This is a genomic window from Photobacterium sagamiensis (genome assembly GCF_050337085.1).
GTDB lineage: Bacteria > Pseudomonadota > Gammaproteobacteria > Enterobacterales > Vibrionaceae > Photobacterium > Photobacterium sagamiensis.
The window spans coordinates 130,171-151,311 of the sequence record NZ_JAKJSP010000019.1; the positions used below are offsets into that span (position 1 = coordinate 130,171).

Consider the following 21,141-nt stretch of genomic DNA (forward strand, 5'->3'; position numbering starts at 1 on the left):
GACGAGGGTATACTCAGATTCCTTTTTGAGCCGAGTTTAGCCCTACTCTTGGATGTTTAGTTTTTAGGTATATAGAGCGAAAGTCATGCAGCAATATATAGATTTTGTTACAAGTAATCCTATTTTATCCCTTGCTTGGGTTGGCCTGGTTGTGGCTATCATTGCGTCGGTCGTGAAGCAAAAGACCGCTGGCTACACCATTGTGGCGCCTAATGAAGCGACGGTATTAGTCAATCGCGAAGATGGTGTGTTTATCGATATTCGCTCTCGGGATGAGTACCGTCAGGGCCATATTTCTGGTGCACTTCACATTTTGCCAAGCCAAATTAAAGAACAGAATATTACTGATCTTGAAAAATACAAATCGGCCCCAATCATTGTGGTATGTAAAACAGGTCAGACGGCGCAAGAGAGCGCAAATCTGCTGAACAAAGCCGGTTTTGAAAACGTTAACCTGCTAAAAGACGGTCTGATTTCCTGGAATGAAGCCAACCTGCCTCTTATCCGTAGTAAGAGTAAGAAATAACAGGCAGGAAGTAACATCAGGTTATCGCTAAGAATTTGCGCAGCTTGTGATGCTTTAGGCTACAGTTGCGAATGTATGAATCATCTCATGTGATGAGATTGTAAAGTTAAAAGGACTCAAAGATGGCTGAAGCAGCAAACACCGAAGCACAACAAAACTTCCAGATCCAACGTGTATTCCTGAAAGATATCTCTTTCGAGGCACCTAACTCACCGGATATGTTCCAGAAAGAGTGGAACCCGGATGTGAAACTGGATCTTGATACTCAAAGCCGTGAATTAGGCGAAGGTACTTTCGAAGTTGTGTTACGTCTTACTGTAACCGTGAAGAATGCTGAAGATACGGCTTTCTTATGTGAAGTTCAGCAGGGTGGTATTTTCACTGTATCTGGCATGGAAGCACCTCAGCTGGCACATTGTCTGGGTGCATTCTGCCCGAACATCCTGTTCCCATATGCCCGTGAAACAATTTCCAGTCTTGTTGTGAAAGGTACGTTCCCGCAATTAAACCTTGCGCCAGTTAACTTTGACGCACTGTTCATGAACTACCTGCAAAACCAAGCTGAAGCAAATAAAACTGAGTCAGATGCAACAAGCACTGAAGCTTAATTAAGACAATAAGCCGATATGAATCAGAACGCGTCGAATAATGCGATCACTATGACAGTACTCGGTGCCGGCTCGTACGGTACCTCACTGGCCATTTCTCTTGCCCGTAATGGTGCCAATGTCATCTTATGGGGACATGAGCCGGAACACATGGCACAACTGGAAATGGATCGTGCCAATGAAGCGTTTTTGCCAGGTGTAGCGTTTCCGGAATCACTGATTATCTCAGCGGATTTGGAAGCTGCCGTACAGGCAAGCCGTGATTTACTGGTTGTCGTACCCAGCCATGTCTTTGGCGAGGTACTGACTAACGTAAAACCTTTCCTGCGTGATGATTCACGTATCTGTTGGGCCACTAAGGGGCTGGAGCCTGAAACCGGACGTCTGTTGAAAGACGTTGCCGTTGAAGCTGTGGGCGATGATGTGCCGTTAGCCGTTTTATCCGGCCCGACATTTGCGAAAGAGCTGGCGGCGGGTATGCCGACCGCCATTGCGGTTTCGTCTCCTGACGACACGTTTGTGCGTGATCTGCAGGAGAAGATCCACTGCAGCAAAACGTTTCGAGTCTACAGCAATGCCGATTTTATTGGCATGCAGCTAGGTGGCGCAGTCAAAAACGTCATTGCGATTGGTGCCGGTATGTCTGATGGCATCGGCTTTGGTGCCAATGCCCGTACCGCGCTGATCACCCGCGGCTTAGCTGAGATGTGTCGTCTTGGCGCAGCGATGGGCGCACAGGCGGAAACCTTTATGGGCATGGCGGGATTAGGCGATTTGGTACTGACTTGTACCGATAACCAATCTCGCAACCGTCGTTTTGGTTTGGCGCTGGGGCAGGGTAAGTCGGTCGATCAGGCTCAAATCGATATTGGTCAGGTCGTCGAAGGTTACCGCAATACCAAAGAAGTCTGGGCGCTTGCTCAGCGTTATGATGTTGAGATGCCGATTTCCGAGCAGATATATCAGGTGTTATACCAAGGTAAAGATGCCCGGGAAGCCGCGAAAGACTTGCTTGCACGTGAGAAAAAATTCGAATAGCGGCTATTTTGCATAGCCACTTCGATAGTAAAAGCAACGTGGGCTGAAAAGCTCGCGTTGTTTTTTTTTCCAAGCAGGTTAAAGTTAAAAGGTCACAGTGAGACCAATTAGCACAATTTTCCGGCTGCGGCAGATGATTATGCTGATTGGTATTCATTATTAAGAGATCATTGAAGAGATAAACAGAGGGTGATGTGAGGGAGTGTCAACAACATGAGGTCTGGCAGGCTATTAAGCAAGAAGCGAGAGAGCAGTCAGAACAAGAACCGATGTTAGCCAGCTTTTATCATGCGACGATTATTAAGCATGATAACTTAGCCGCCGCGCTAAGTTATATTCTGGCTAATAAACTGGCGACGCCATCGATGCCTGGTATGGCCGTTCGTGAAGTGATTGAGGAAGCCTTCGCGGCAGATTGCCTGATCACTGAATCTGCTGCCTGTGATATTCGGGCGGTGGTCGAGCGTGACCCGGCGGTAGAAATGTATTCTATCCCTCTGTTGTATCTTAAAGGTTATCACGCCTTGCAGGGCTACCGTGTTGCGAACTGGTTGTGGAAGCATGATCGTGTTGCCTTGGCCGTGTATTTGCAAAACCAGATCTCGGTTACCTGTCAGGTCGATGTGCACCCGGCGGCGACCATTGGTCAGGGCATTATGTTTGACCATGCAACCGGTATTGTGGTTGGTGAAACCGCGGTGATCGAAAATGATGTCTCGATTCTGCAGGGTGTCACCCTGGGCGGTACCGGGAAAGAAGGTGGTGACCGTCATCCGAAGATCCGTGAAGGGGTGATGATTGGTGCCGGCGCTAAAGTACTGGGTAATATTGAAGTCGGGGTAGGGGCCAAAATCGGTTCTTGCTCTGTGGTACTGAATCCCGTGCCGCCACACACGACGGTAGCGGGTGTACCGGCGAAAATTGTTGGCCGCCCAAGCAGTGATAAGCCAGCGATGGATATGGACCAGCGATTTAATGGCAGTGACAAGACCTTTATTGAGGGTGACGGGATCTAAACCAGAGACGAGAGGCGAGTTACGCTTCGCTTCTCGTAACTCGTATACTGAACCCTTTTTAGATCGAACCCTTAAACCCTAATTGGCGCCATGCTTCATAACCGATGATGGCCGCCGCATTGGATAGGTTCAGGCTACGGCTATCAGGGTGCATGGGAATACGCAGACGCTGTTCAAGCGGTAAGCTTTCAATAAACTCGGCCGGCAAACCGCGGGTTTCAGGGCCAAAGATTAAGACATCACCTTCTGCAAACTGTGCATTGGTATGGTAATTGGTGGTTTTCGTGGTACACGCAAACAATCGACGTCCAGCCATCGCTTCCATGAACGTGGCGAAATCTTTATGGCGGTGGACATGGGCCAGATCATGATAGTCCAGGCCGGCACGACGCAATTTCTTCTCTTCCAAATCAAACCCCAAAGGTTCAATCAGGTGCAGGTTTGCACCGCAGTTTGCGCATAACCGGATAATATTCCCGGTGTTAGGAGCTATCTCGGGTTCGTAAAGGGCAATATCAAACATAATCTTAGAAGACGCGCAGCTGGAAAATTTGGGTCATTGTGACAAGGGTGAGAGTAACAAGCAAATTTGTTACTCTCGAAAACGCTAGCGGCTCAGTGGCAGCCGGATGGTCACTTGCAACCCGCCGAGCGGGCTGCGGCGGGCTGTGATGGTTCCATTATGCTGGCGAATCGCACTTTCAGTAATTGCCAGCCCTAACCCCGTCCCTCCGCTGCTGCGGTCTCGGGCGGTTGAAACCCTATAGAATGGGCGGAAGATGTCATCCAGTTCATCATCTGGCACGCCTTCCCCATTATCGTCAATGACGATGCTTAGCATGTCGCTTTGCTCGCTGAAATTGACGGTGATTTCATCATTGCCGTATTTGATTGCATTACGAATGACATTTTCCAAGGCGCTGATCAGCAAGTTTGGATTGCCGCTTAGCGGCCACTCCTCAAGCGTGTTGCAGGTAAATGTTTTGTGGTTCTGCTCGGCTTCAAAGCGGGCATCTTCCAGCATTTCATACCACAGGCTACAGGCATCAGAAGCTTGCTGATGTTCATGGCTGTTGACCTGCATGCGCGACAGCTCCAGCAATTCACTGATCATTTTTTCCAGCCGCTCTGCCTCCGTATCAATACGGCTCAGCTCTTTGCTTTCACCTTGTTTGCGTTGGGCCAGTGCGGTGGCCATGCGCAGGCGGGTCAGAGGCGAACGAAGCTCATGTGAGATGTCCGACAGCAGGCGTTGCTGGCCGCTGATCATCTGGTTAATGGCCTGCACCATCTGGTTAAAGCTCGCCCCGGCCTGTTTAAATTCTTTCGGGCCGGTTTCCAGCTTTGGATCCGCTTCAAACTGCCCCGTAGCCACCCGCTCAGCAGCTTGCTGCAAGCGCCGGGCCGGAATACTGACCGCCCATGCCAGCCATAGCAGTAACGGAGTACTGACCAGCATCGTTACGAGCAAGAGCTGGAAAGGTTTATCTAGGATCTGGACGAAAAAGGGGGGCGGCTGGCGCCAGATACGAGCGACATACATCAGGACAGTTTGTTGTCGGTCAGCTACCGCAAAGGGGCCAGCTATCATCCAGCGGCCATACAACCGTTGTTTGGGGCTGGCGGGATCATCGGCAACGGTAATAAAATTGCGCAGGGCCTTATTACGACCGTGAGGGGCAATAATTTCGCCGTCGGTGGTGGTGAAATAGAGCTGAAGGCCTTGGTGGCGATCCCGCTCGGTAAAGCGCTGCAGTTTACTTTTCAACGGGCCGCTTTCATGACTGATCTTCTGTGAGATCTCCTGAGCCGATTTTTGCATCCGCTCAAGATGCTGTTCCTGAATGGTATGCTGCGCACGGGGATCCAAGTTGGGTAGCAACACTATCGTCACCACGACAACCAACAGTGTCAGCCAGAAAATAGCAAAGATACGACCGTATAAACTCGAAAACCCCGGTAATCTCATTAAAGCTCCTCAACCAGCAGGTAACCTTTTCCCCGCAAGGTTTTGATCCGCGGCTTACCGTCAGCCCGCTCGGGGAGTTTCTTCCTCAGATTGGAGACATGCATATCCAGCGCGCGGTCAAATTGTGCAAGACGTTTACCCAGCACCTCTATACTGAGTTCCGTTTTGGCGATGATTTTCCCCGGATGCTGGATAAAATAACTGAGTAAGGCAAGTTCAGTGCCGGTCATCTCAATGGAATGATCACGACAGAAGACTTCCTGTCGCCCCGGATAGATTTTAATATCCTGGTAGATTAAACATTCCGGCGCGTTAGAGCGGGTGTCATTACTGGTGGTTTGAGTACGACGCAAAATAGCGCGCATTCGGGCCAGCAGCTCCCGATCACTGAACGGTTTCGGCAAATAGTCATCAGCTCCCAGCTCCAGCCCGATGACCCGATCGATCTCTTCCCCCTTCGCTGTCAGCATTAATACTGGTGTGGTAAAGCTTTCTCTTAATTTGCGCAGCATTTCAGTGCCGTTCATTTTCGGCATCATGACATCGAGCAAGATAAGATCGACGCTGCTATCTGCCTTTAATAAGCCTTCTTCACCATTGTTGGCCTCAATGACCTCAAAACCTTCCATTTCCAGGATGTCGGTTAACAGAGAAGTGAGCTCGGTATCGTCATCGACTAATAGAATCTTTGCCATACTTATGCCTTACGTTTAGCTGTAAATACATGCCATTAATGACATAGCACGTTTAATGACAGTATCTCTGAACTCTCACTAACAGCCAAGTTAATGTGATTAGGCTTTACGCAATTTTACGTTCATTCGACAGCTCTTTACCTTACAGGGCGTACTCTAACTACATACCGATGACGGACACTTGGAGAACAACATTATGATGACATTTAAAAAAGTATTAGTAATGGCGATTGCACTGCCGCTGACTCTTGGCTCAGCGTCGGCACTGGCGTATGGCGGTGGTGGTGGTGGTGGTCATAACGGCGGTAAACATAACGGTTGTAATGCGCAAGATGGGCGAAAAGCTTTCCGTGCGCTAGATTTGACCGATGCCCAACAAGAAGAAATGAAATCACTGCGTGAAGCGAATAGAGAAGCCATGATCGCGCAACGTCAGGGGCCGCGGGCGGCAATGCAGGCGAACCACGATCAAATGCAAGCTCTGATGCTGGCTGATAAATTTGATGATGCCGCGGTTCGTAAGTTGGCGCAAAATATGTCTGTCGATCAAGCAGAACATCGTATGGCGATGTTAGAAAATCGCCATACGATGCTGAATATTTTGACTCCAGAGCAGAAAGAGAAATATAAGCAGCTGCAGTCAGATCGCAGGGCCCAATGTGAAGCGCGCTGGGCAGAAAAAAGCCAGTAGAATCGATGGTAGATGCATACTGATCAAGAAGCCGCAACCTGTGTTGCGGCTTTTTTGTTTTTATCAATTTACTTTTTTGTTCATCTTAATTACCAGAACAAACTATTTTTGTTATTAATTTTCATCACAAAACAGCTATACTGCGGGATATTGAGCATTAGATACGCATAGGCTTGTCCCGATAAGCGCCCGTTGATATTGCATGGTGAGCACGGATGGCAACACACAACTTGTCCACGGTTATCGCCAGCCGTTAACGCTTAACTGGTGGCTTTGGCGACAGAATATATACTTAAGATAACCTGGCACCTGCCATGATTTTTTTAGGTTAGTCGTCAAGCTTAATGCTAACGGTTTCGTTTCATATCGCAATTGACCTCAGTCCGAGGCGATCGTGATATGAATCAACAAAATTTATTATCAAAATTGTAATACTCCTACATTAGTAGGAAAGTTACAGTTTACACGAGCATGAGTCGGTCCAACCGCTTATGGTGCCGAGAGGGGGAACCTCGGTAACTCGTGCCGGATTTGATTTTTCAATTCCCAAAGTCAGAGGGTAACCATGATTAAGAAGATTGGTGTTTTGACCAGTGGTGGTGACGCACCTGGTATGAATGCAGCGGTTCGCGGTGTGGTACGTGCTGCGTTATCAGAAGGCCTGGAAGTTTACGGTGTTTATGACGGCTATCAAGGCCTTCACCAGAACCGTATCGAAAAGCTAACTCGCACAAGTGTATCAGACGTGATCAACAGGGGCGGTACTTTCCTTGGTTCAGCACGTTTTCCTGAGTTTAAAGATGAAAAAGTGCGTGCTCAGGCGATCGAAAACCTGAAAATTCACGGTATCGAAGCCTTGGTTGTTATCGGCGGTGACGGCTCTTACATGGGGGCGAAGAAGCTGACGGAAATGGGTTACCCATGCATCGGCATTCCGGGCACCATTGATAACGACGTAGCCGGTACTGATTACACAATCGGTTATCTGACGGCTCTTAACACGGTTATCGACGCGATTGACCGTCTGCGTGATACGTCTTCTTCTCACCAGCGTATCTCTATTGTTGAGGTAATGGGTCGTCACTGTGGTGATCTGACTCTGATGTCTGCGATTGCGGGTGGCTGTGAATACATCATCACGCCGGAAACTGGCCTGCATAAAGAGCAGTTGCTGGCGAAGATCAAAGAAGGTATCTACAAAGGTAAGAAGCACGCAATCGTCGCGATCACTGAGCTGATGACTGACGCGAATGAACTGGCTAAGTACATCGAAGATGAAACTGGCCGTGAAACCCGCGCTACCGTACTGGGTCACATTCAGCGTGGTGGTCAGCCAACTGCATTTGACCGTATTCTTGCTTCTCGTATGGGCGCTTATGCTGTTGAGCTGCTAATTCAAGGCGAAGGTGGTCGTTGTGTGGGGATCCAGAATGAAAAAATGGTTCACCACGACATCATCGATGCGATTGAAAATATGAAGCGTCCAGTCCGTAAAGATCTTTACGAGCTGGCTGATAAGCTGTTCTAAGCAAGCATTTAATTGCTTAAGCTGATAGATAATAGCTGATACAGAAAAAGCCGACTCACCGAGTCGGCTTTTTGTTTTAGGCTCAGAGCCGAGCAACGAGTAACGAGAGACGCGAACCTCGACACTCGACACTCGAAACAGATACAAAAAGACCACCCGAAGGTGGTCTTAGAAAATAACTATCGGTTAAAAACGATATTATTTTTTAGCTTCAGCTGCTGCTTTAGCGATAGCTGCGAAGCCTTTCGGGTCAAGAGCGGCACCGCCAACTAGAGCACCGTCGATGTCTGGTTGTGCGAAGTATGCTGCTGCGTTTTCTGGCTTAACAGAACCGCCGTATTGGATAACAACGTTCTTAGCAACTTCTTCACTTTGCTCTGCGATGTGAGCACGGATTTGAGCGTGGATGCGCTGTGCATCGTCAGCAGTCGCGGCTTTACCCGTACCGATTGCCCAGATTGGTTCGTAAGCGATGATCGCGCCTTCAAGAGCTTCAACGCCTTGAGTTTTGATCACAGCGTCAAGTTGACGTGCACATACAGCAACGGTTTCGCCCGCTTCGTTCTGTGCTTCAGACTCACCGATACAAAGTACAGGAGTCAGGCCGTTTTCTTTTAGGAATGCGAATTTCTTAGCAACAAACTCGTCAGACTCAGCGTGGTATTCACGACGCTCAGAGTGACCGATGATGATGTGGCTTGCACCGAAATCTTTAAGCATTGCAGGAGACATATCACCTGTGAATGCACCGCTGTTGTTCAGGTCAGAGTTTTGGGCTCCAAGAATGATCTTGTTACCGCCTTCAGCGATCACACGCTCAGCAAGATCGATGTAAAGCGCTGGTGGAGCAACGGCAACGTCAACACCAGTAACGCCTTCAAGTTCAGCGTTAAGGCCTTTAAGTAGGTTAGAGACCATTTCCTTGCTACCGTTTAGCTTCCAGTTACCCATAACTACAGGATGGCGCATAGCTTTTCTCCAAATCAATTTGATGTAAATAATTAAGACCAATCTTATTAAGTAACGATACACCCAGATAACGATCGGAATGTTTGGTTACTTAATATGATTGGGGTAAGACTATTACGTAATAATATAACAGTTTTGGCTGAAATTTTTACTGTTCAAAATCATTAATGCGGTTGGTTGTACCTTTTTCCCGCTAAAAAGTGAACTCCTTAACCCAAAATTATTTTCAATAAACCATTTTATCCGGTTATTCCTGGTAAAAAAAGAGAGTGATCACGGGCTGAGTTTCCATCCAATAGCTTAGCTTATCGATTCGGTATCGGGTAAGTTGGCAGGTGAAAATTTGCACACCGTGCGGTATTCGTCGATTAAGCTTGTGCAGTCGGCGGTGAGCAGAAGAGAGATCATGGAGGAGAGATTGTGCCTAATTTGGTGATGGAGTATTCCGATCCGGTTGCAGAACGTGTCAATGTACAAGGGTTACTGGAAGATTTGCATCGGGCGTTGTTAATCAGCGGTTTGTTTGAGCCGGATTCGGTAAAGTCCCGCTCTTATTCTTGCCATAGCTGGCAAGTCGGTGAAGAAGGCGATCGAAAGACCTTTATTCATCTCGGGCTGAGCATGCTGGCGGGTCGCCATGCCGAGCAGAAGCGGCAATTGTCCCGGGACTTAATGTCGGTTCTGGAACAGCATGCCAGTATGATTAACAGTTTAACCATCGATATTCGAGATATGGATCCTGAGTGCTTTTTGAAAGTCAGTTTCTAACGATCTTGGTGTGGTTTGGCTATATACCACAGTGATTCTCGGGATCAGTTAACGTTTTAGCTCTCTGGCTGAGAAGGGCGATTGAAGGGTTTCACTTCTGCCTGATGCTCAGTCAGGGTCTCTGGTGCATTGAGCGCCTGGGCAAACCTTTTGAGTTGCCGCTGTAACTCTGACATCAATAACACATTGGTGTGATTTGGGTTTTTCCCTCTGGCTATCACTTGGTTGATATGGCTCATTTGCGCCCGTAATCGAGGTTGCATCACCGTGCTGGCTCCGGCAATAATCTCTTCGCTCATGCGCAATCGTAATGCTTCCAACTCTTCTGGTGCGTTTTCTGCCATTATTTTGAGTTCATCAAAAGACGGTAGTGTCTGCATCGCAATTTCCTCTGCCTGTCATGATTTCAGAGACCATCCAACCTTAGCGTTGAGCTTTAGGCTGTTTATGGCTGCTCTGTCATCTTTTAAGGTAGTCAGCCTGCGGTTTGCAGGCTGACTCATTTATGAGAATTACGGGTGAGACTGTTGTGATATTAGCAAGGGAGGAATCGCTTTTTACCAGTAATGCTCCATGGTGATCTGACCGGGTTTACTCCGGAGGTTCTTTACCAGCCCTTTTGCCTCCAGGGCGGCTTTGGTGTCTCTGACCATTTCCGGGTTTCCGCACAGCATCACCTGGCTGCGTGTTGGATCAAGGGGAAGACCAACATGACGCTCTAACATGCCATCAGCAATCGCTTGAGGAATTCGTCCCGGTAAGCTCAGCGGGGCCGGTTCTCGACTGACAAAAGGCTGGACGATGAGCTGATCGGGATATTGTTCTTTAAGTGCATTAATTTCGGCCTGATAGCTGAGATCAGAGGCAAAGCGAACGGCATGGATTAACACAATTTTACGGAAGCGTTTCCAGACTTCCTGTTCACGTAAAATGGACAGGTAAGGGCCAATTGCGGTTCCCGTTGCAAGCATCCACAGGTGCTCGCTGTCGGGTATTTCATTGAGGGTAAAATAGCCGTTGGCACGAGCGGAAACAAAAACGGTGTCGCCGGCTTTTAGCGCATGAAGGCGAGGGGAGAGCAAACCGTCAGCTACCCGGGTGGCATAGACTTCGATTTGATTGTCGCTTGGCGGGTTAACAAAGGAGTACGCGCGCTGGATCATTTTTCCGTTGATTTCTAAGCCAAGCTTAGTGAATTGGCCGGCTTTAAAGGGTTCGATGTTAGCGCGTAAGACCAGGCTAAACAGGTCATTGTTCCAATGACGGTTGTTTATTACCTCAGCGGGGATCCAGTCAGCCATAATATTCTCCTAATTATTTAGCACTATGTATTCGATAAGCGCAGCGTCTCTCTCCGGCAATAATGTGTTCATTCCTTACGACCTGATATTCATCGCCCAACAGGCGCTGGAATACTGAGAGTTCTGTTTTACATAACGAAGGACAGCGGATCGCGGCATGGCAAATCGGGCAGTGATTTTCCACTAAAATAAAGTCATTACCGTCTTGCTGAAGTTCAGCCATGTAACCTTCCTGTTCCCTCAGTGTAGTCAGTATTTCTAGTTTTTCTTTTAAAGTTGAACAGCTTGCTAATGCTTTTTGATATTGTTCAAAGCTTTGATCCGCTCGACGCTCAATGATTTGGTTTAAGCCCTGACTGCCAAATATATCTTCAACGGAATCAATCATTTGAATGGCGAAGTCGCCATGGCGATCGGCAAAGCGGCGATGCCCCTTGGCGGTCAAGTTCCAGTGTCGAGTTGGCCGGCCGACTTTGACTTTTACATCCTGAAAATCAACTAATCCGTCATCCTCCAGCCCCTGAAGATGCTGTCGTACCCCCATCGTGGTGAGGCTGAATTCCTGCGCCAGTACCTTGGCGGTTACAGACCCTTCTCGTTTCATGTGATAGAGAATTTTATCTATAGTTTTCATATCAACCTGTCTATTCCTTGCTCGTTGCTATTATGTAATCAGCATTGTAAATAAAGCAACGGCTTTACATAGTAAGGATAGAGTAATTAGCGGTATTTTGCTGGATCAAAAAAGGCGTGCCTGAGCACGCCTTTGTTAATCTGGAGGGGATATTACAGAATATGCCCTTTGATCGCGTCGTCTTTACGATCCAGGTAGTGGGTCGATTTTATACGACGAATAGTGCGGCACTTACCACGAATTAACAGCGTTTCTGTGGTCGCGATATTACCCTGACGGCTGATACCCTCAAGCAGATCGCCTTTCGTGATACCGGTACCGGCAAAAATAACATTGTCACTCTGTGCCATGTCTTCCATACGTAGCACAACATTCGGCTCAACCCCCATTTGATGACAGCGATCGATTTCGATTTGGCCTAAGCGACGGTTTTCGTCGTTGTCACCCTTTACCTGGTGACGAGGAAGTAGGCGACCATGCATGTCACCGCCCAGCGCACGAATGGCGGCGGCAGATACCACGCCTTCTGGTGCACCGCCAATGCAGTACATCACGTCAACTTCGCTGTCCGGCATACAAGTCAGGATAGAAGCCGCCACATCACCATCAGGGAAGGCAAAAACGCGTACCCCCATCTCCTGCATCTGGGCAATCGTTTCGTCGTGGCGTGGTTTTGCCAGTGTGGTGACAACCAGGGTATCCAGCGTTTTACCTAATGCGTCGGCAATATTTTTCAGGTTGTCAATCAGTGGCAGGCCCAGATCGATACAACCTTTAGCCCCCGGACCGACAACGATTTTTTCCATGTACATATCAGGCGCTTTAAGGAATGAACCTTTTTCACCTGCAGCCAGTACTGCCAGTGCGTTGTTTTGTCCCATCGCCGTCATGCGAGTCCCTTCAATCGGGTCAACAGCGATATCGACTGCATCACCACCGGTACCGACTTTTTCACCGATGTAGAGCATCGGCGCTTCATCGATCTCACCTTCACCAATAACAATTTCACCTTCAATCTCGGTTTGGTTCAGAAGGGTACGCATTACTTCTACCGCAGCGCCGTCAGCTGCGTTTTTATCGCCGCGGCCAAGCCATTTGTAGCCAGCCAGGGCTGCGCCTTCAGTTACACGAGAAAATGCCATCGCTAAATCGCGCTTCATGGTTACTCCAGAAATAGAATCAGTGGGTTTGGGTATTTGGGTATCTGTGATTGGTATTTTAACTGGCGGCGATTTTATCATAGCTCGCAGTGAAACGTTTGCGTTTATTTATATGGGATAAAACAAGGCATTTTAGCGACCGTTTTGAGCACGGGGGATGGCATGAAAATGGTGAAAATAAGGGTAAATAAAAAGGCCTGCAGTTGCAGGCCTTCTTTTAAATGGATCAGTTAATGGAGCTGGTTGGGCTTTATCGAGAAAGTATTGTCAAGCAAAGCCCTAAGACGGGATCACTCTTCGTCTTCCAGTGCCCAACCTTTCGCGCACTCTACCGCACGTTTCCAGCCGCGGTAACGATGGTCACGTTTCTGATCATCAGCAGATGGTACGAACTTGCGATCCAACTGAGCTTTGTCTTGCAGCTCGTCAATGCTGTCCCAGAAACCAACAGCCAGACCCGCCAGATAAGCCGCACCCAGCGCAGTCACTTCCGTTACGACGGGGCGATCAACCTCTGTGTTCAGCAGGTCTGACTGGAACTGCATCAGGAAGTTATTGGCAACCGCGCCACCATCAACACGCAGCTCCGCAAGGGTGATGCCGGAGTCTGCCTGCATGGCATCCAGTACATCGCGAGTCTGATAAGCAACACTTTCCAGGGTTGCACGAATGATGTGGTTAGAATTCACACCACGCGTCAGGCCAACGATTGCCCCACGAGCATACGGGTCCCAGTATGGTGCGCCCAGACCCGTAAAGGCCGGAACAACATAAACACCGTTAGAACTGCCCACTTTTTCTGCAAAATACTCAGAGTCTTTGGCATCATCCAGTAGTTTGACTTCATCACGCAGCCACTGAACGGAAGCACCACCCATAAACACCGCACCTTCAAGGGCATAAGCAACGTCGCCTTTAGGGCCGCAGGCCAGGGTCGTCAGCAGTCCGTTTTGTGAGGTGACTTTCTCTTTACCGGTATTCATTAACAGGAAGCAGCCCGTACCATAGGTGTTTTTCGCCTGACCGGCTTCAACACACATTTGGCCGAATAGAGCCGCCTGCTGATCACCTGCAATACCAGAGATTGGGATACGGGTACCGCCTTTGCCGCCAATGTTGGTCTGGCCGTAGATTTCAGAAGATGACTTCACTTCCGGCATCATAGAGAGCGGGATATCCAATGCTTTCAGCAGTTTTTCATCCCACTGCAGGGTGTTGATGTTAAACAGCATGGTACGTGAGGCGTTGGTGAAGTCAGTGACATGTACGCGTCCCTGGGTCATTTTCCAGATCAGCCAGGTATCGACAGTACCAAACAACAGGTTGCCAGCTTCCGCTTCTTCACGAGCACCCTCAACATTGTCGAGGATCCATTTGACTTTGGTGCCTGAGAAATACGGGTCAACAACCAGACCGGTGTTCTCACGAATGTATTCTTCTAACCCTTGCTCTTTCAGGGTTTCGCAAATGCTTGCGGTACGGCGGCACTGCCAGACGATGGCGTTGTAAACGGGTTTACCGGTGTTTTTATCCCAGACAATAGTGGTTTCACGCTGGTTAGTAATACCGATACCGGCTATCTGATCAGAATTAATACCCGCTTTAGCCAGAACTTCAACGAGGGTTGAGCTTTGGGTCGCATAGATTTCTAGAGGATCATGCTCCACCCAACCTGCTTTAGGATAGATCTGGGTGAATTCGCGTTGTGACGTACAAACAATATTGGCGTCGTGATCCAGCACAACGGCGCGGGAGCTGGTGGTACCCTGATCAAGCGCAACAATATACTTTTGTTCAGTCATAATGAATGTCCTTTAACTTTTATTATAGGGTAGAGAGTCTATTAAGCTTTTGCTGTTGCCTGGGCTTCAGTGCTTTCGCTCTGTTCTGACGCGGTGTCGTTGTTTGGCAGGTACAGGCCGATCGCTTTCGGGTAGAGCCAGCCACCGAAGCATGCACCGCAGATTGGCGCAAGGATCGGCACAATCATGTAGGGAATGTCTTTGCCACCGGTTAGTGCCATTTCATCCCAGCCTGCTAGGAAGGCAAAGAATTTAGGGCCGAAGTCACGGGCAGGGTTCATTGCAAAACCCGTTAGTGGACCTAAAGAGCCACCGATAACGGCAATCAAGATACCGATAAGTAGTGGACCCATCGGGCCGCGAGGTGCGCCATTTTTCTCATCAGTAATGCCTAAAATACCAAACATCAGTACTGCAGTAATAACGAACTCAACTGCAAATGCACCGCTGAATGAAAGAGCGGGGTGCGGATAAGTTGAGAAAATACCGGCAGTGGCCAGGCTGGCCTGGGTACCGCGAACAATCTGGTGGGTGGCTTCATATTCCGTAAAGAGGTTGCTGTAAAGGGCGTAAATTAAAGCGGCAGAGCAGAACGCACCAAATAGTTGCGCCACGATATAAGGGGCAACTTTACGCTTATCAAAGCCATGGAACAGGGCTAAAGCGATAGTTACTGCGGGATTGATGTGCGCGCCTGATACGCCCGCCGTACAGTAGATAGCAATAGCGACGCCGAAGCCCCACATGATGCTGATTTCCCATTGTCCAAATTCTGCTCCAGTAAGCACCAGTGCGGCCACACAGCCAACACCAAAGAAGATCAATAATCCTGTTCCTATAAACTCAGCGAGACACTCACCAAGTAGCGTGTGTTGTTTCGAGTTAGTCATCTCTCAGTCCTTTTGTCGATATATTGTAGGGGTATTGCTTTATATTTGTTATTCGAGCGTTAATGTACCGCACTCATGTATTATTGGAATAAAATTGAATCAAAAATGTGCGTTCGAGCATAAAAAGAGAGTTATTTCGAGCATGAGTCAATCGTTTACGCTTTTTATGATTGAACTCTCATTTTGCACTAATGGAATGTAGAATGAAGGTCGGGGATTAGTAACCATATGTAACTTGTTGAATAAAATAAAAAATCCGACCTTATTGAGGTCGGATGTGCCAAGAGGGCAAGTTCTTGGATAACTCCAAGAGAGATACGATCACGATAAAAATTAGCACGCAAGCGCTGCATGAAAATAGAGTTAGATCGCAATTTCAAGCATTCTGCAATTGGGGGGGGTATTATTTTTCAGCGCTTTGGTTGGTTTACAATCGCTTAGGTAAAGACGGACCGCAACGGGGATAAAAATAAAAAATTTATAACAGGGAATTAACTTGTTTTTATATTGATACCGTTAAAATAGAAAAGTCAGCGAAGCTCAAAGCCTCTGCTTATGCAATCTGATTACAATAACAAGGCAAAATTGCTATCAAGATTGTGTAAAATTTATCCATTTGCGAAAAAGCGATGGATTAGAGGATGCCAGATGGCGGCTGCCTCGCTAGAATAGGCGCAGCAACGAATTTAAACCATGCTCGTGTGGTATTACCTTAACGTTTAAGGTAATGATATGGGCTTAGATCAGGTGAACAATATGTCTTTAGAAATGTTGGAAAAGCTGGAAGCCAAAGTGCAAATGGCTGTTGATACAATTTCTCTGCTACAAATGGAAATTGAAGAACTAAAAGAAACAAATGAAAGCCTGACTGCAGAAACGCAAGAACTACGTTCAAACCGTGAAGTATTAGAGCAGGACAACCACAAACTACAGAATGATCATCAAGCATGGCAAGAGCGCGTCCGCATGCTGCTGGGTAAGATGGATCACGTAGAATAAAAAACAGAGCCAATTGGCTCTGTTTTTCTATCTCAGGTACATGATTGTATCTTGTACCTCGGTGGCACTGCGGGTCACTCGATATCGAGCGGTTCTGGCGATAAGATCACCCCAGTGTTATCAGCATAGAGATGGTCTTCCGGCAAGAAAGTGACACCACCAAAATTCACCGCTACATCGGCTTCCCCCACCCCTTGTTGATCTGCCCCTACCGGTATTGAAGCCAGCGCCTGAATACCAAGGTCGAGTTCATCCAGATCATCAACATTGCGCACGCAGCCGTAGACAATTAACCCCTCCCAGCCATTGTCAGCAGCAAGCTGGGCAATGTCAGCATCAATCAATGCACGCCGTAATGAGCCACCACCGTCAATCAATAATATGCGTCCAATACCTGATCCTTCCAGTACCGAGCGGATCAATGCATTATCCTCAAAGCATTTTACAGTGGTAACCTGGCCGCCGAAGGAACTGCGACCACCATAAGAACTGAACATTGGCTCAACGACATCCACCTGTTCCAGGTAAATATCGCATAGCTCGGAGGTATTATATTCCATAAGCTAGCTTCTTGTTGTGGCAAAAGAAAAGAGGGCGATTGGTTAATTTAACACTATCAACCTGTTGAAATTATAACCAGTAGGGCTTTCATTGCAACAATGATGTTGGTTCGTTACCGGCCATGTATCGTTAACCAGTGATACTTTCTTAAATCGTCGTGCTATTTAACCGATCTTGTTTAACCAATGCGGTTTAACCCATGGCGGTCAAGCCAGAATTAATCCTGCGGCAAACAGAATATTGGTCAGTAACGCGCATTTCACCATGGTCGCCATCATCGGGCGCAGTGCTGCTCCGTCTGCAGATTGAAATACCTGTTTGCCATGTTGAAACAGCAGCGGCAAGCTGAGAATAAATAACCAGCCAAACGGCGAATGCAGTTCCAATAGTGCAAACAGTGCTAAACAGACAACGCTGCCGGCTAACAGGAACAGGTGGTATTTGCGCCCCCAGTCTGGCCCCATGCGTACTGCTAAGGTTAATTTGCCACAGGCACGGTCGTTTTCGATATCTCTTAAGTTATTGATATTAAGTACACCGACAGCCAAGAGGCCACATGCGGTTGCGGGTAGCATAATGACCGAATCAATATGACCTGCCTGCAGATAATAAGTGCCCGCAACGCCTAACCAGCCAAAGAACATCAGCACCGACAGATCACCTAAGCCTCGGTAGCCATAAGGCTTGTTACCGACGGTATAAGCGATAGAGCCTGCAATCGCCATCAAACCTAATAACATAAAGCCAAACATATCTTGCAAGTTATTACAGGCAAGGATGATCAGGCTCAGTCCACTGATTATCGTCAGGATAATATTCAGTACCATGGCATTACGCATTGCATCAGGGGTAACTAAACCTGACTGAATTGCCCGTTGCGGGCCAAGGCGATCATCGTTATCTGTGCCCTTAACGGCATCACCATAGTCATTGGCCAGGTTGGATAAAATCTGGAGTAAAAGTGCGGTGAGCAGGGCGAGACCTGTGATTGATGCAGAAAAACGTCCTTGCCATCCTGCCACTGCACTACCGCATACAATCGATGCGATGGCTAATGGCAAGGTTTTGGGCCTTGCGGCATCAAGCCAGATTGCGAGTGAAGATGATTTCATAATGTCGTTACTTAGGAAATTGTCGAGGGGGTATTATGGCGCAAACACAGAGATGGGCAACTTTATCGCCATAATGTTTGTTTAAGAACAAAAAAACGGCGTCAAATGACACCGTTTTCATATTTTTCAATTGCTGCGTTGATGATTAAGGCCTAAAGAATAAAGCGGCTCAGATCTTCGTCATCAACCAGTTCACCTAAACGGTCTGTAACATAGGCTTCGTCGATAATGAACTTATCACCCGACCTTTCTGTCGCGTCGAAAGACAGCTCTTCCATCAGGCGTTCCATGACGGTGTGCAGCCTGCGGGCACCAATGTTTTCTGTGCGTTCGTTAACTTGCCATGCGGCATCGGCAATTTTGTTGATGCCGTCTTCAGTAAAGCCGATGTCAACAGATTCCGTTGCCATCAGGGCGATGTACTGCTCTGTCAGCGATGCATTGGGCTCTGTCAGGATACGTTTGAAGTCACCGCTGGTCAGGGCTTCAAGTTCAACTCGAATAGGCAGGCGTCCTTGCAGTTCCGGGATCAGATCTGAAGGTTTAGCCATCTGGAACGCGCCGGAAGCGATAAACAGGATATGGTCAGTCTTCACCATCCCATGCTTGGTCGATACCGTGCTGCCTTCAACCAAAGGTAGCAGATCACGCTGGACACCTTCACGAGAAACGTCCGGGCCGGATGCCTCGCCGCGTTTACAGATCTTGTCTATCTCATCGAGGAAGACAATACCGTTGTTCTCTACCGCGTAGATGGCGTGTTCTTTCAGCTCTTCCTGGTTAACCAGTTTCGCAGCTTCTTCTTCTGTTGCCGCTTTGATTGCGTCTTTGATTTTCATCTTACGCTTTTTGGTGGTATTCCCGGCAAGATTCTGGAACATGCCCTGCAGTTGGTTTGTCATGTCTTCCATGCCAGGAGGTGCCATGATCTCAACGCCCATCTGCGGTGCTGCGACATCGATATCGATCTCTTTGTCGTCCAGCTTGCCTTCGCGCAATTTCTTGCGGAATGACTGGCGAGTCGCAGAACTACTGTCTGCCTCTTCATTTTGGCCCCAGGCATCACGAGCCGGAGGTAGCAGGATGTCGAGAATACGATCTTCAGCCAGCTCTTCAGCGCGGAAAAGGACTTTTTCCATCGCCTGCTGATGAGTCATTTTTACCGCGACATCGGTCAGATCGCGAATAATGGTTTCGACTTCTTTACCGACATAGCCGACTTCGGTGAACTTAGTCGCTTCCACTTTAATGAAAGGCGCATTGGCTAGTTTAGCCAGACGACGGGCGATTTCGGTTTTACCGACACCTGTCGGGCCAATCATCAGAATATTTTTAGGTGTAACTTCAACACGCAGCTCTTCAGGAAGCTGCATGCGACGCCAGCGGTTGCGCAGTGCGATAGCAACGGCACGTTTGGCTTTGTCCTGACCGATAATGTGGCGATCAAGCTCATGAACAATTTCGCGTGGAGTCATTTCAGACATAGCGGCTTCCTTACTTAGCATCGAGCTCTTCAATGGTATGATTGTGGTTGGTGAAGACACAGATATCGCCAGCGATATTCAGTGATTTCTCGGCAATTTCACGGGCACTTAAATCGGTGTTTTCCAGCAAGGCTGTTGCTGCCGCCTGGGCAAAATTACCGCCTGAGCCGATAGCTATCAGGTCGTTTTCAGGCTGAACCACATCACCATTACCGGTAATGATTAATGAGCCGGTTTCATCAGCGACTGCTAACAGGGCCTCGAGTTTACGAAGCATGCGGTCGGTGCGCCAGTCTTTGGCCAGTTCCACCGCCGCCTTAAGAAGATGGCCCTGGTGCATTTCAAGCTTACGCTCAAAACGTTCGAATAGAGTGAAGGCATCAGCGGTGCCGCCAGCAAAGCCAGCCAGAACTTTGTTGTTGTATAAACGGCGTACTTTGCGCGCGTTACCTTTCATCACAGTGTTGCCCAGGGAAACCTGGCCATCACCGGCAATAACGACTTTACCGTTTCGACGTACAGATACGATTGTTGTCACGGTCTAACCTCTTTGGTTCTCTCCGGCGCAGTGCCGGTATCGATGTTATTACTATAGTTGGGGATGAAATAATAAGTTTTCAAGCCAAAAGTCATAAACGACGTTTTCAATTTGAGACCACAGATGACAAAAAAGGATGCCAGAGCATCCTTTGGGTATAAAACATTGAGTTCCGCTTGGGTGTATGGCCAGCTTATGCCTGGTCTGCGGTCACTCCCAAAACCAGATCGCGCATGGTTCAATTCCCGCACGGCGTAACATGTTGCGATCACTTTCGGCTTTACGCTTTTGTGGATACGGGCCAAGAATGACGCGATACCAGTTGCCTTTTTCACCTTGGCTGGTTTTCACCTGGCTCTCAAGTCCCTGAAAAGCAATCATCGCCTTGCGTTGTTCCGCCTGATCTTTGCTGCGGTATGCCCCGCACTGCATCAGGTACGGGCGGCTCGGTTTCTGGGCTTGCTTTGATTCAACCTGGATTTCTTTATTTTCCAGTTCTTCAATATACCGCCACTTCTCTTCCGGCTTTGGGGGTAAAGCGGTCTTTTTGGTTTTCGTGATTGGTTTGGGCTTTGGTTTGACTGCCACAGGTTTTGTTGGCTCAGGGGCTGGCTTGGGAGCCGGTGAGCTAGATAGAAAATATAAGCCATAGCCAAGAGCACTGACAAGGATCAGGGCAATGATGGCCCATTTAAAAGGGAAGCCATTGGATGCTGGCGCTTTGCGATTGTGGCGGGCTGGCTTTTTTGGCGAGCGTCCGCGTTTTACATAATCTTTAGTGGCCACAATGATGACAATATAACGGCAAAAATAATAAGCCCTATGTTACAAACTTGGGCGGTAGCTGACTAG

The 21,141-nt window shown here is 48.2% G+C and carries 23 protein-coding genes; 8 read left to right on the top strand and 15 right to left on the bottom strand.

The window, feature by feature from the left end; translation table 11 throughout:
• Positions 1–85: 85 nt before the first annotated feature.
• From L4D76_RS09355 to cysE, 4 genes are all read left to right on the top strand, one after another.
• The gene (locus tag L4D76_RS09355) at positions 86–526 is read left to right on the top strand and encodes a rhodanese-like domain-containing protein (protein ID WP_428440637.1); all 441 of its coding nucleotides are present in this window, start codon (positions 86–88) and stop codon (positions 524–526) included.
• 122 nt (positions 527–648) lie between these two features.
• On the top strand, positions 649–1,134 hold the full coding sequence (gene secB, locus L4D76_RS09360; RefSeq protein ID WP_428440638.1) for a protein-export chaperone SecB: 486 nt from the start codon (positions 649–651) through the stop codon (positions 1,132–1,134).
• A gap of 18 nt (positions 1,135–1,152) precedes the next feature.
• Positions 1,153–2,172 carry an NAD(P)H-dependent glycerol-3-phosphate dehydrogenase gene (gene gpsA, locus L4D76_RS09365; RefSeq protein WP_428440639.1) on the top strand — a complete coding sequence of 340 codons (1,020 nt, stop codon included), beginning with the start codon at positions 1,153–1,155 and terminating at the stop codon, positions 2,170–2,172.
• A gap of 194 nt (positions 2,173–2,366) precedes the next feature.
• On the top strand, positions 2,367–3,188 hold the full coding sequence (gene cysE / locus L4D76_RS09370; protein ID WP_428440640.1) for a serine O-acetyltransferase: 822 nt from the start codon (positions 2,367–2,369) through the stop codon (positions 3,186–3,188).
• Between the two features lie 58 nt (positions 3,189–3,246).
• On the opposite strand, the gene trmL is transcribed toward cysE, so the two are convergent.
• The 3 genes from trmL to L4D76_RS09385 form a co-directional block, all read right to left on the bottom strand.
• Positions 3,247–3,711 carry a tRNA (uridine(34)/cytosine(34)/5-carboxymethylaminomethyluridine(34)-2'-O)-methyltransferase TrmL gene (gene trmL, locus L4D76_RS09375; protein WP_428440641.1) on the bottom strand — a complete coding sequence of 155 codons (465 nt, stop codon included), beginning with the start codon at positions 3,709–3,711 and terminating at the stop codon, positions 3,247–3,249.
• 84 nt (positions 3,712–3,795) lie between these two features.
• Positions 3,796–5,157, bottom strand: a complete 1,362-nt coding sequence (gene cpxA, locus L4D76_RS09380; RefSeq protein ID WP_428440642.1) for an envelope stress sensor histidine kinase CpxA — start codon at positions 5,155–5,157, stop codon at positions 3,796–3,798.
• A complete protein-coding gene (locus L4D76_RS09385; protein WP_428440643.1) occupies positions 5,157–5,852 on the bottom strand; it encodes a response regulator in 696 nt (231 codons plus the stop codon). The genes cpxA and L4D76_RS09385 overlap by 1 nt, the downstream gene beginning before the upstream one ends.
• A gap of 196 nt (positions 5,853–6,048) precedes the next feature.
• Here L4D76_RS09385 and L4D76_RS09390 point away from each other — a divergent pair, with 196 nt between their 5' ends.
• Positions 6,049–6,543, top strand: a complete 495-nt coding sequence (locus L4D76_RS09390; RefSeq protein ID WP_428440644.1) for a CpxP family protein — start codon at positions 6,049–6,051, stop codon at positions 6,541–6,543.
• 565 nt (positions 6,544–7,108) lie between these two features.
• Complete coding sequence (gene pfkA / locus L4D76_RS09395; protein WP_428440645.1) at positions 7,109–8,071, top strand: 6-phosphofructokinase; 963 nt, start codon at positions 7,109–7,111, stop codon at positions 8,069–8,071.
• Positions 8,072–8,269: 198 nt separating this feature from the next.
• Here the strand turns inward: pfkA and tpiA are convergent, their stop codons facing one another.
• Positions 8,270–9,040, bottom strand: a complete 771-nt coding sequence (gene tpiA, locus L4D76_RS09400; RefSeq protein ID WP_428440646.1) for a triose-phosphate isomerase — start codon at positions 9,038–9,040, stop codon at positions 8,270–8,272.
• 420 nt (positions 9,041–9,460) lie between these two features.
• On the opposite strand from tpiA, the gene L4D76_RS09405 reads away from it, so the two are divergent.
• A complete protein-coding gene (locus L4D76_RS09405) occupies positions 9,461–9,808 on the top strand; it encodes a 5-carboxymethyl-2-hydroxymuconate Delta-isomerase (RefSeq protein WP_428440647.1) in 348 nt (115 codons plus the stop codon).
• 56 nt (positions 9,809–9,864) lie between these two features.
• Here L4D76_RS09405 and L4D76_RS09410 read toward each other — a convergent pair whose 3' ends face one another.
• From L4D76_RS09410 to L4D76_RS09435, 6 genes are all read right to left on the bottom strand, one after another.
• Positions 9,865–10,188, bottom strand: a complete 324-nt coding sequence (locus L4D76_RS09410) for a DUF3135 domain-containing protein (protein WP_428440648.1) — start codon at positions 10,186–10,188, stop codon at positions 9,865–9,867.
• 177 nt (positions 10,189–10,365) lie between these two features.
• Positions 10,366–11,109, bottom strand: coding sequence for a ferredoxin--NADP reductase (locus L4D76_RS09415; RefSeq protein WP_428440649.1), 744 nt, complete (start codon positions 11,107–11,109; stop codon positions 10,366–10,368).
• A gap of 13 nt (positions 11,110–11,122) precedes the next feature.
• Complete coding sequence (locus tag L4D76_RS09420; protein ID WP_428440650.1) at positions 11,123–11,743, bottom strand: helix-turn-helix transcriptional regulator; 621 nt, start codon at positions 11,741–11,743, stop codon at positions 11,123–11,125.
• Between the two features lie 152 nt (positions 11,744–11,895).
• Positions 11,896–12,903: a class II fructose-bisphosphatase gene (gene glpX, locus L4D76_RS09425; protein WP_428440651.1), complete on the bottom strand. Its 1,008-nt coding sequence runs from the start codon at positions 12,901–12,903 to the stop codon at positions 11,896–11,898.
• A gap of 290 nt (positions 12,904–13,193) precedes the next feature.
• Positions 13,194–14,705 (bottom strand): glycerol kinase GlpK, encoded by a 1,512-nt coding sequence (gene glpK, locus L4D76_RS09430; RefSeq protein ID WP_428440652.1) that lies wholly within the window; start codon positions 14,703–14,705, stop codon positions 13,194–13,196.
• A 41-nt stretch (positions 14,706–14,746) separates the two neighbouring features.
• Entirely contained in the window at positions 14,747–15,595 is an 849-nt protein-coding gene (locus L4D76_RS09435; RefSeq protein ID WP_428440653.1) for an MIP/aquaporin family protein, read from the bottom strand.
• Between the two features lie 756 nt (positions 15,596–16,351).
• Between L4D76_RS09435 and zapB the strand changes: the two genes are divergently transcribed.
• On the top strand, positions 16,352–16,594 hold the full coding sequence (gene zapB / locus L4D76_RS09440) for a cell division protein ZapB (protein WP_428440654.1): 243 nt from the start codon (positions 16,352–16,354) through the stop codon (positions 16,592–16,594).
• Between the two features lie 74 nt (positions 16,595–16,668).
• On the opposite strand, the gene rraA is transcribed toward zapB, so the two are convergent.
• The 5 genes from rraA to L4D76_RS09465 form a co-directional block, all read right to left on the bottom strand.
• On the bottom strand, positions 16,669–17,154 hold the full coding sequence (gene rraA, locus L4D76_RS09445) for a ribonuclease E activity regulator RraA (RefSeq protein ID WP_428440655.1): 486 nt from the start codon (positions 17,152–17,154) through the stop codon (positions 16,669–16,671).
• A gap of 207 nt (positions 17,155–17,361) precedes the next feature.
• A complete protein-coding gene (locus L4D76_RS09450) occupies positions 17,362–18,267 on the bottom strand; it encodes a 1,4-dihydroxy-2-naphthoate polyprenyltransferase (RefSeq protein ID WP_428440656.1) in 906 nt (301 codons plus the stop codon).
• Between the two features lie 152 nt (positions 18,268–18,419).
• Positions 18,420–19,751, bottom strand: a complete 1,332-nt coding sequence (gene hslU / locus L4D76_RS09455) for an ATP-dependent protease ATPase subunit HslU (protein ID WP_428440657.1) — start codon at positions 19,749–19,751, stop codon at positions 18,420–18,422.
• A gap of 10 nt (positions 19,752–19,761) precedes the next feature.
• Positions 19,762–20,289: an ATP-dependent protease subunit HslV gene (gene hslV, locus L4D76_RS09460; protein ID WP_428440658.1), complete on the bottom strand. Its 528-nt coding sequence runs from the start codon at positions 20,287–20,289 to the stop codon at positions 19,762–19,764.
• Between the two features lie 210 nt (positions 20,290–20,499).
• Positions 20,500–21,075: an SPOR domain-containing protein gene (locus tag L4D76_RS09465; RefSeq protein WP_428440659.1), complete on the bottom strand. Its 576-nt coding sequence runs from the start codon at positions 21,073–21,075 to the stop codon at positions 20,500–20,502.
• Between the last annotated feature and the right edge of the window lie 66 nt (positions 21,076–21,141).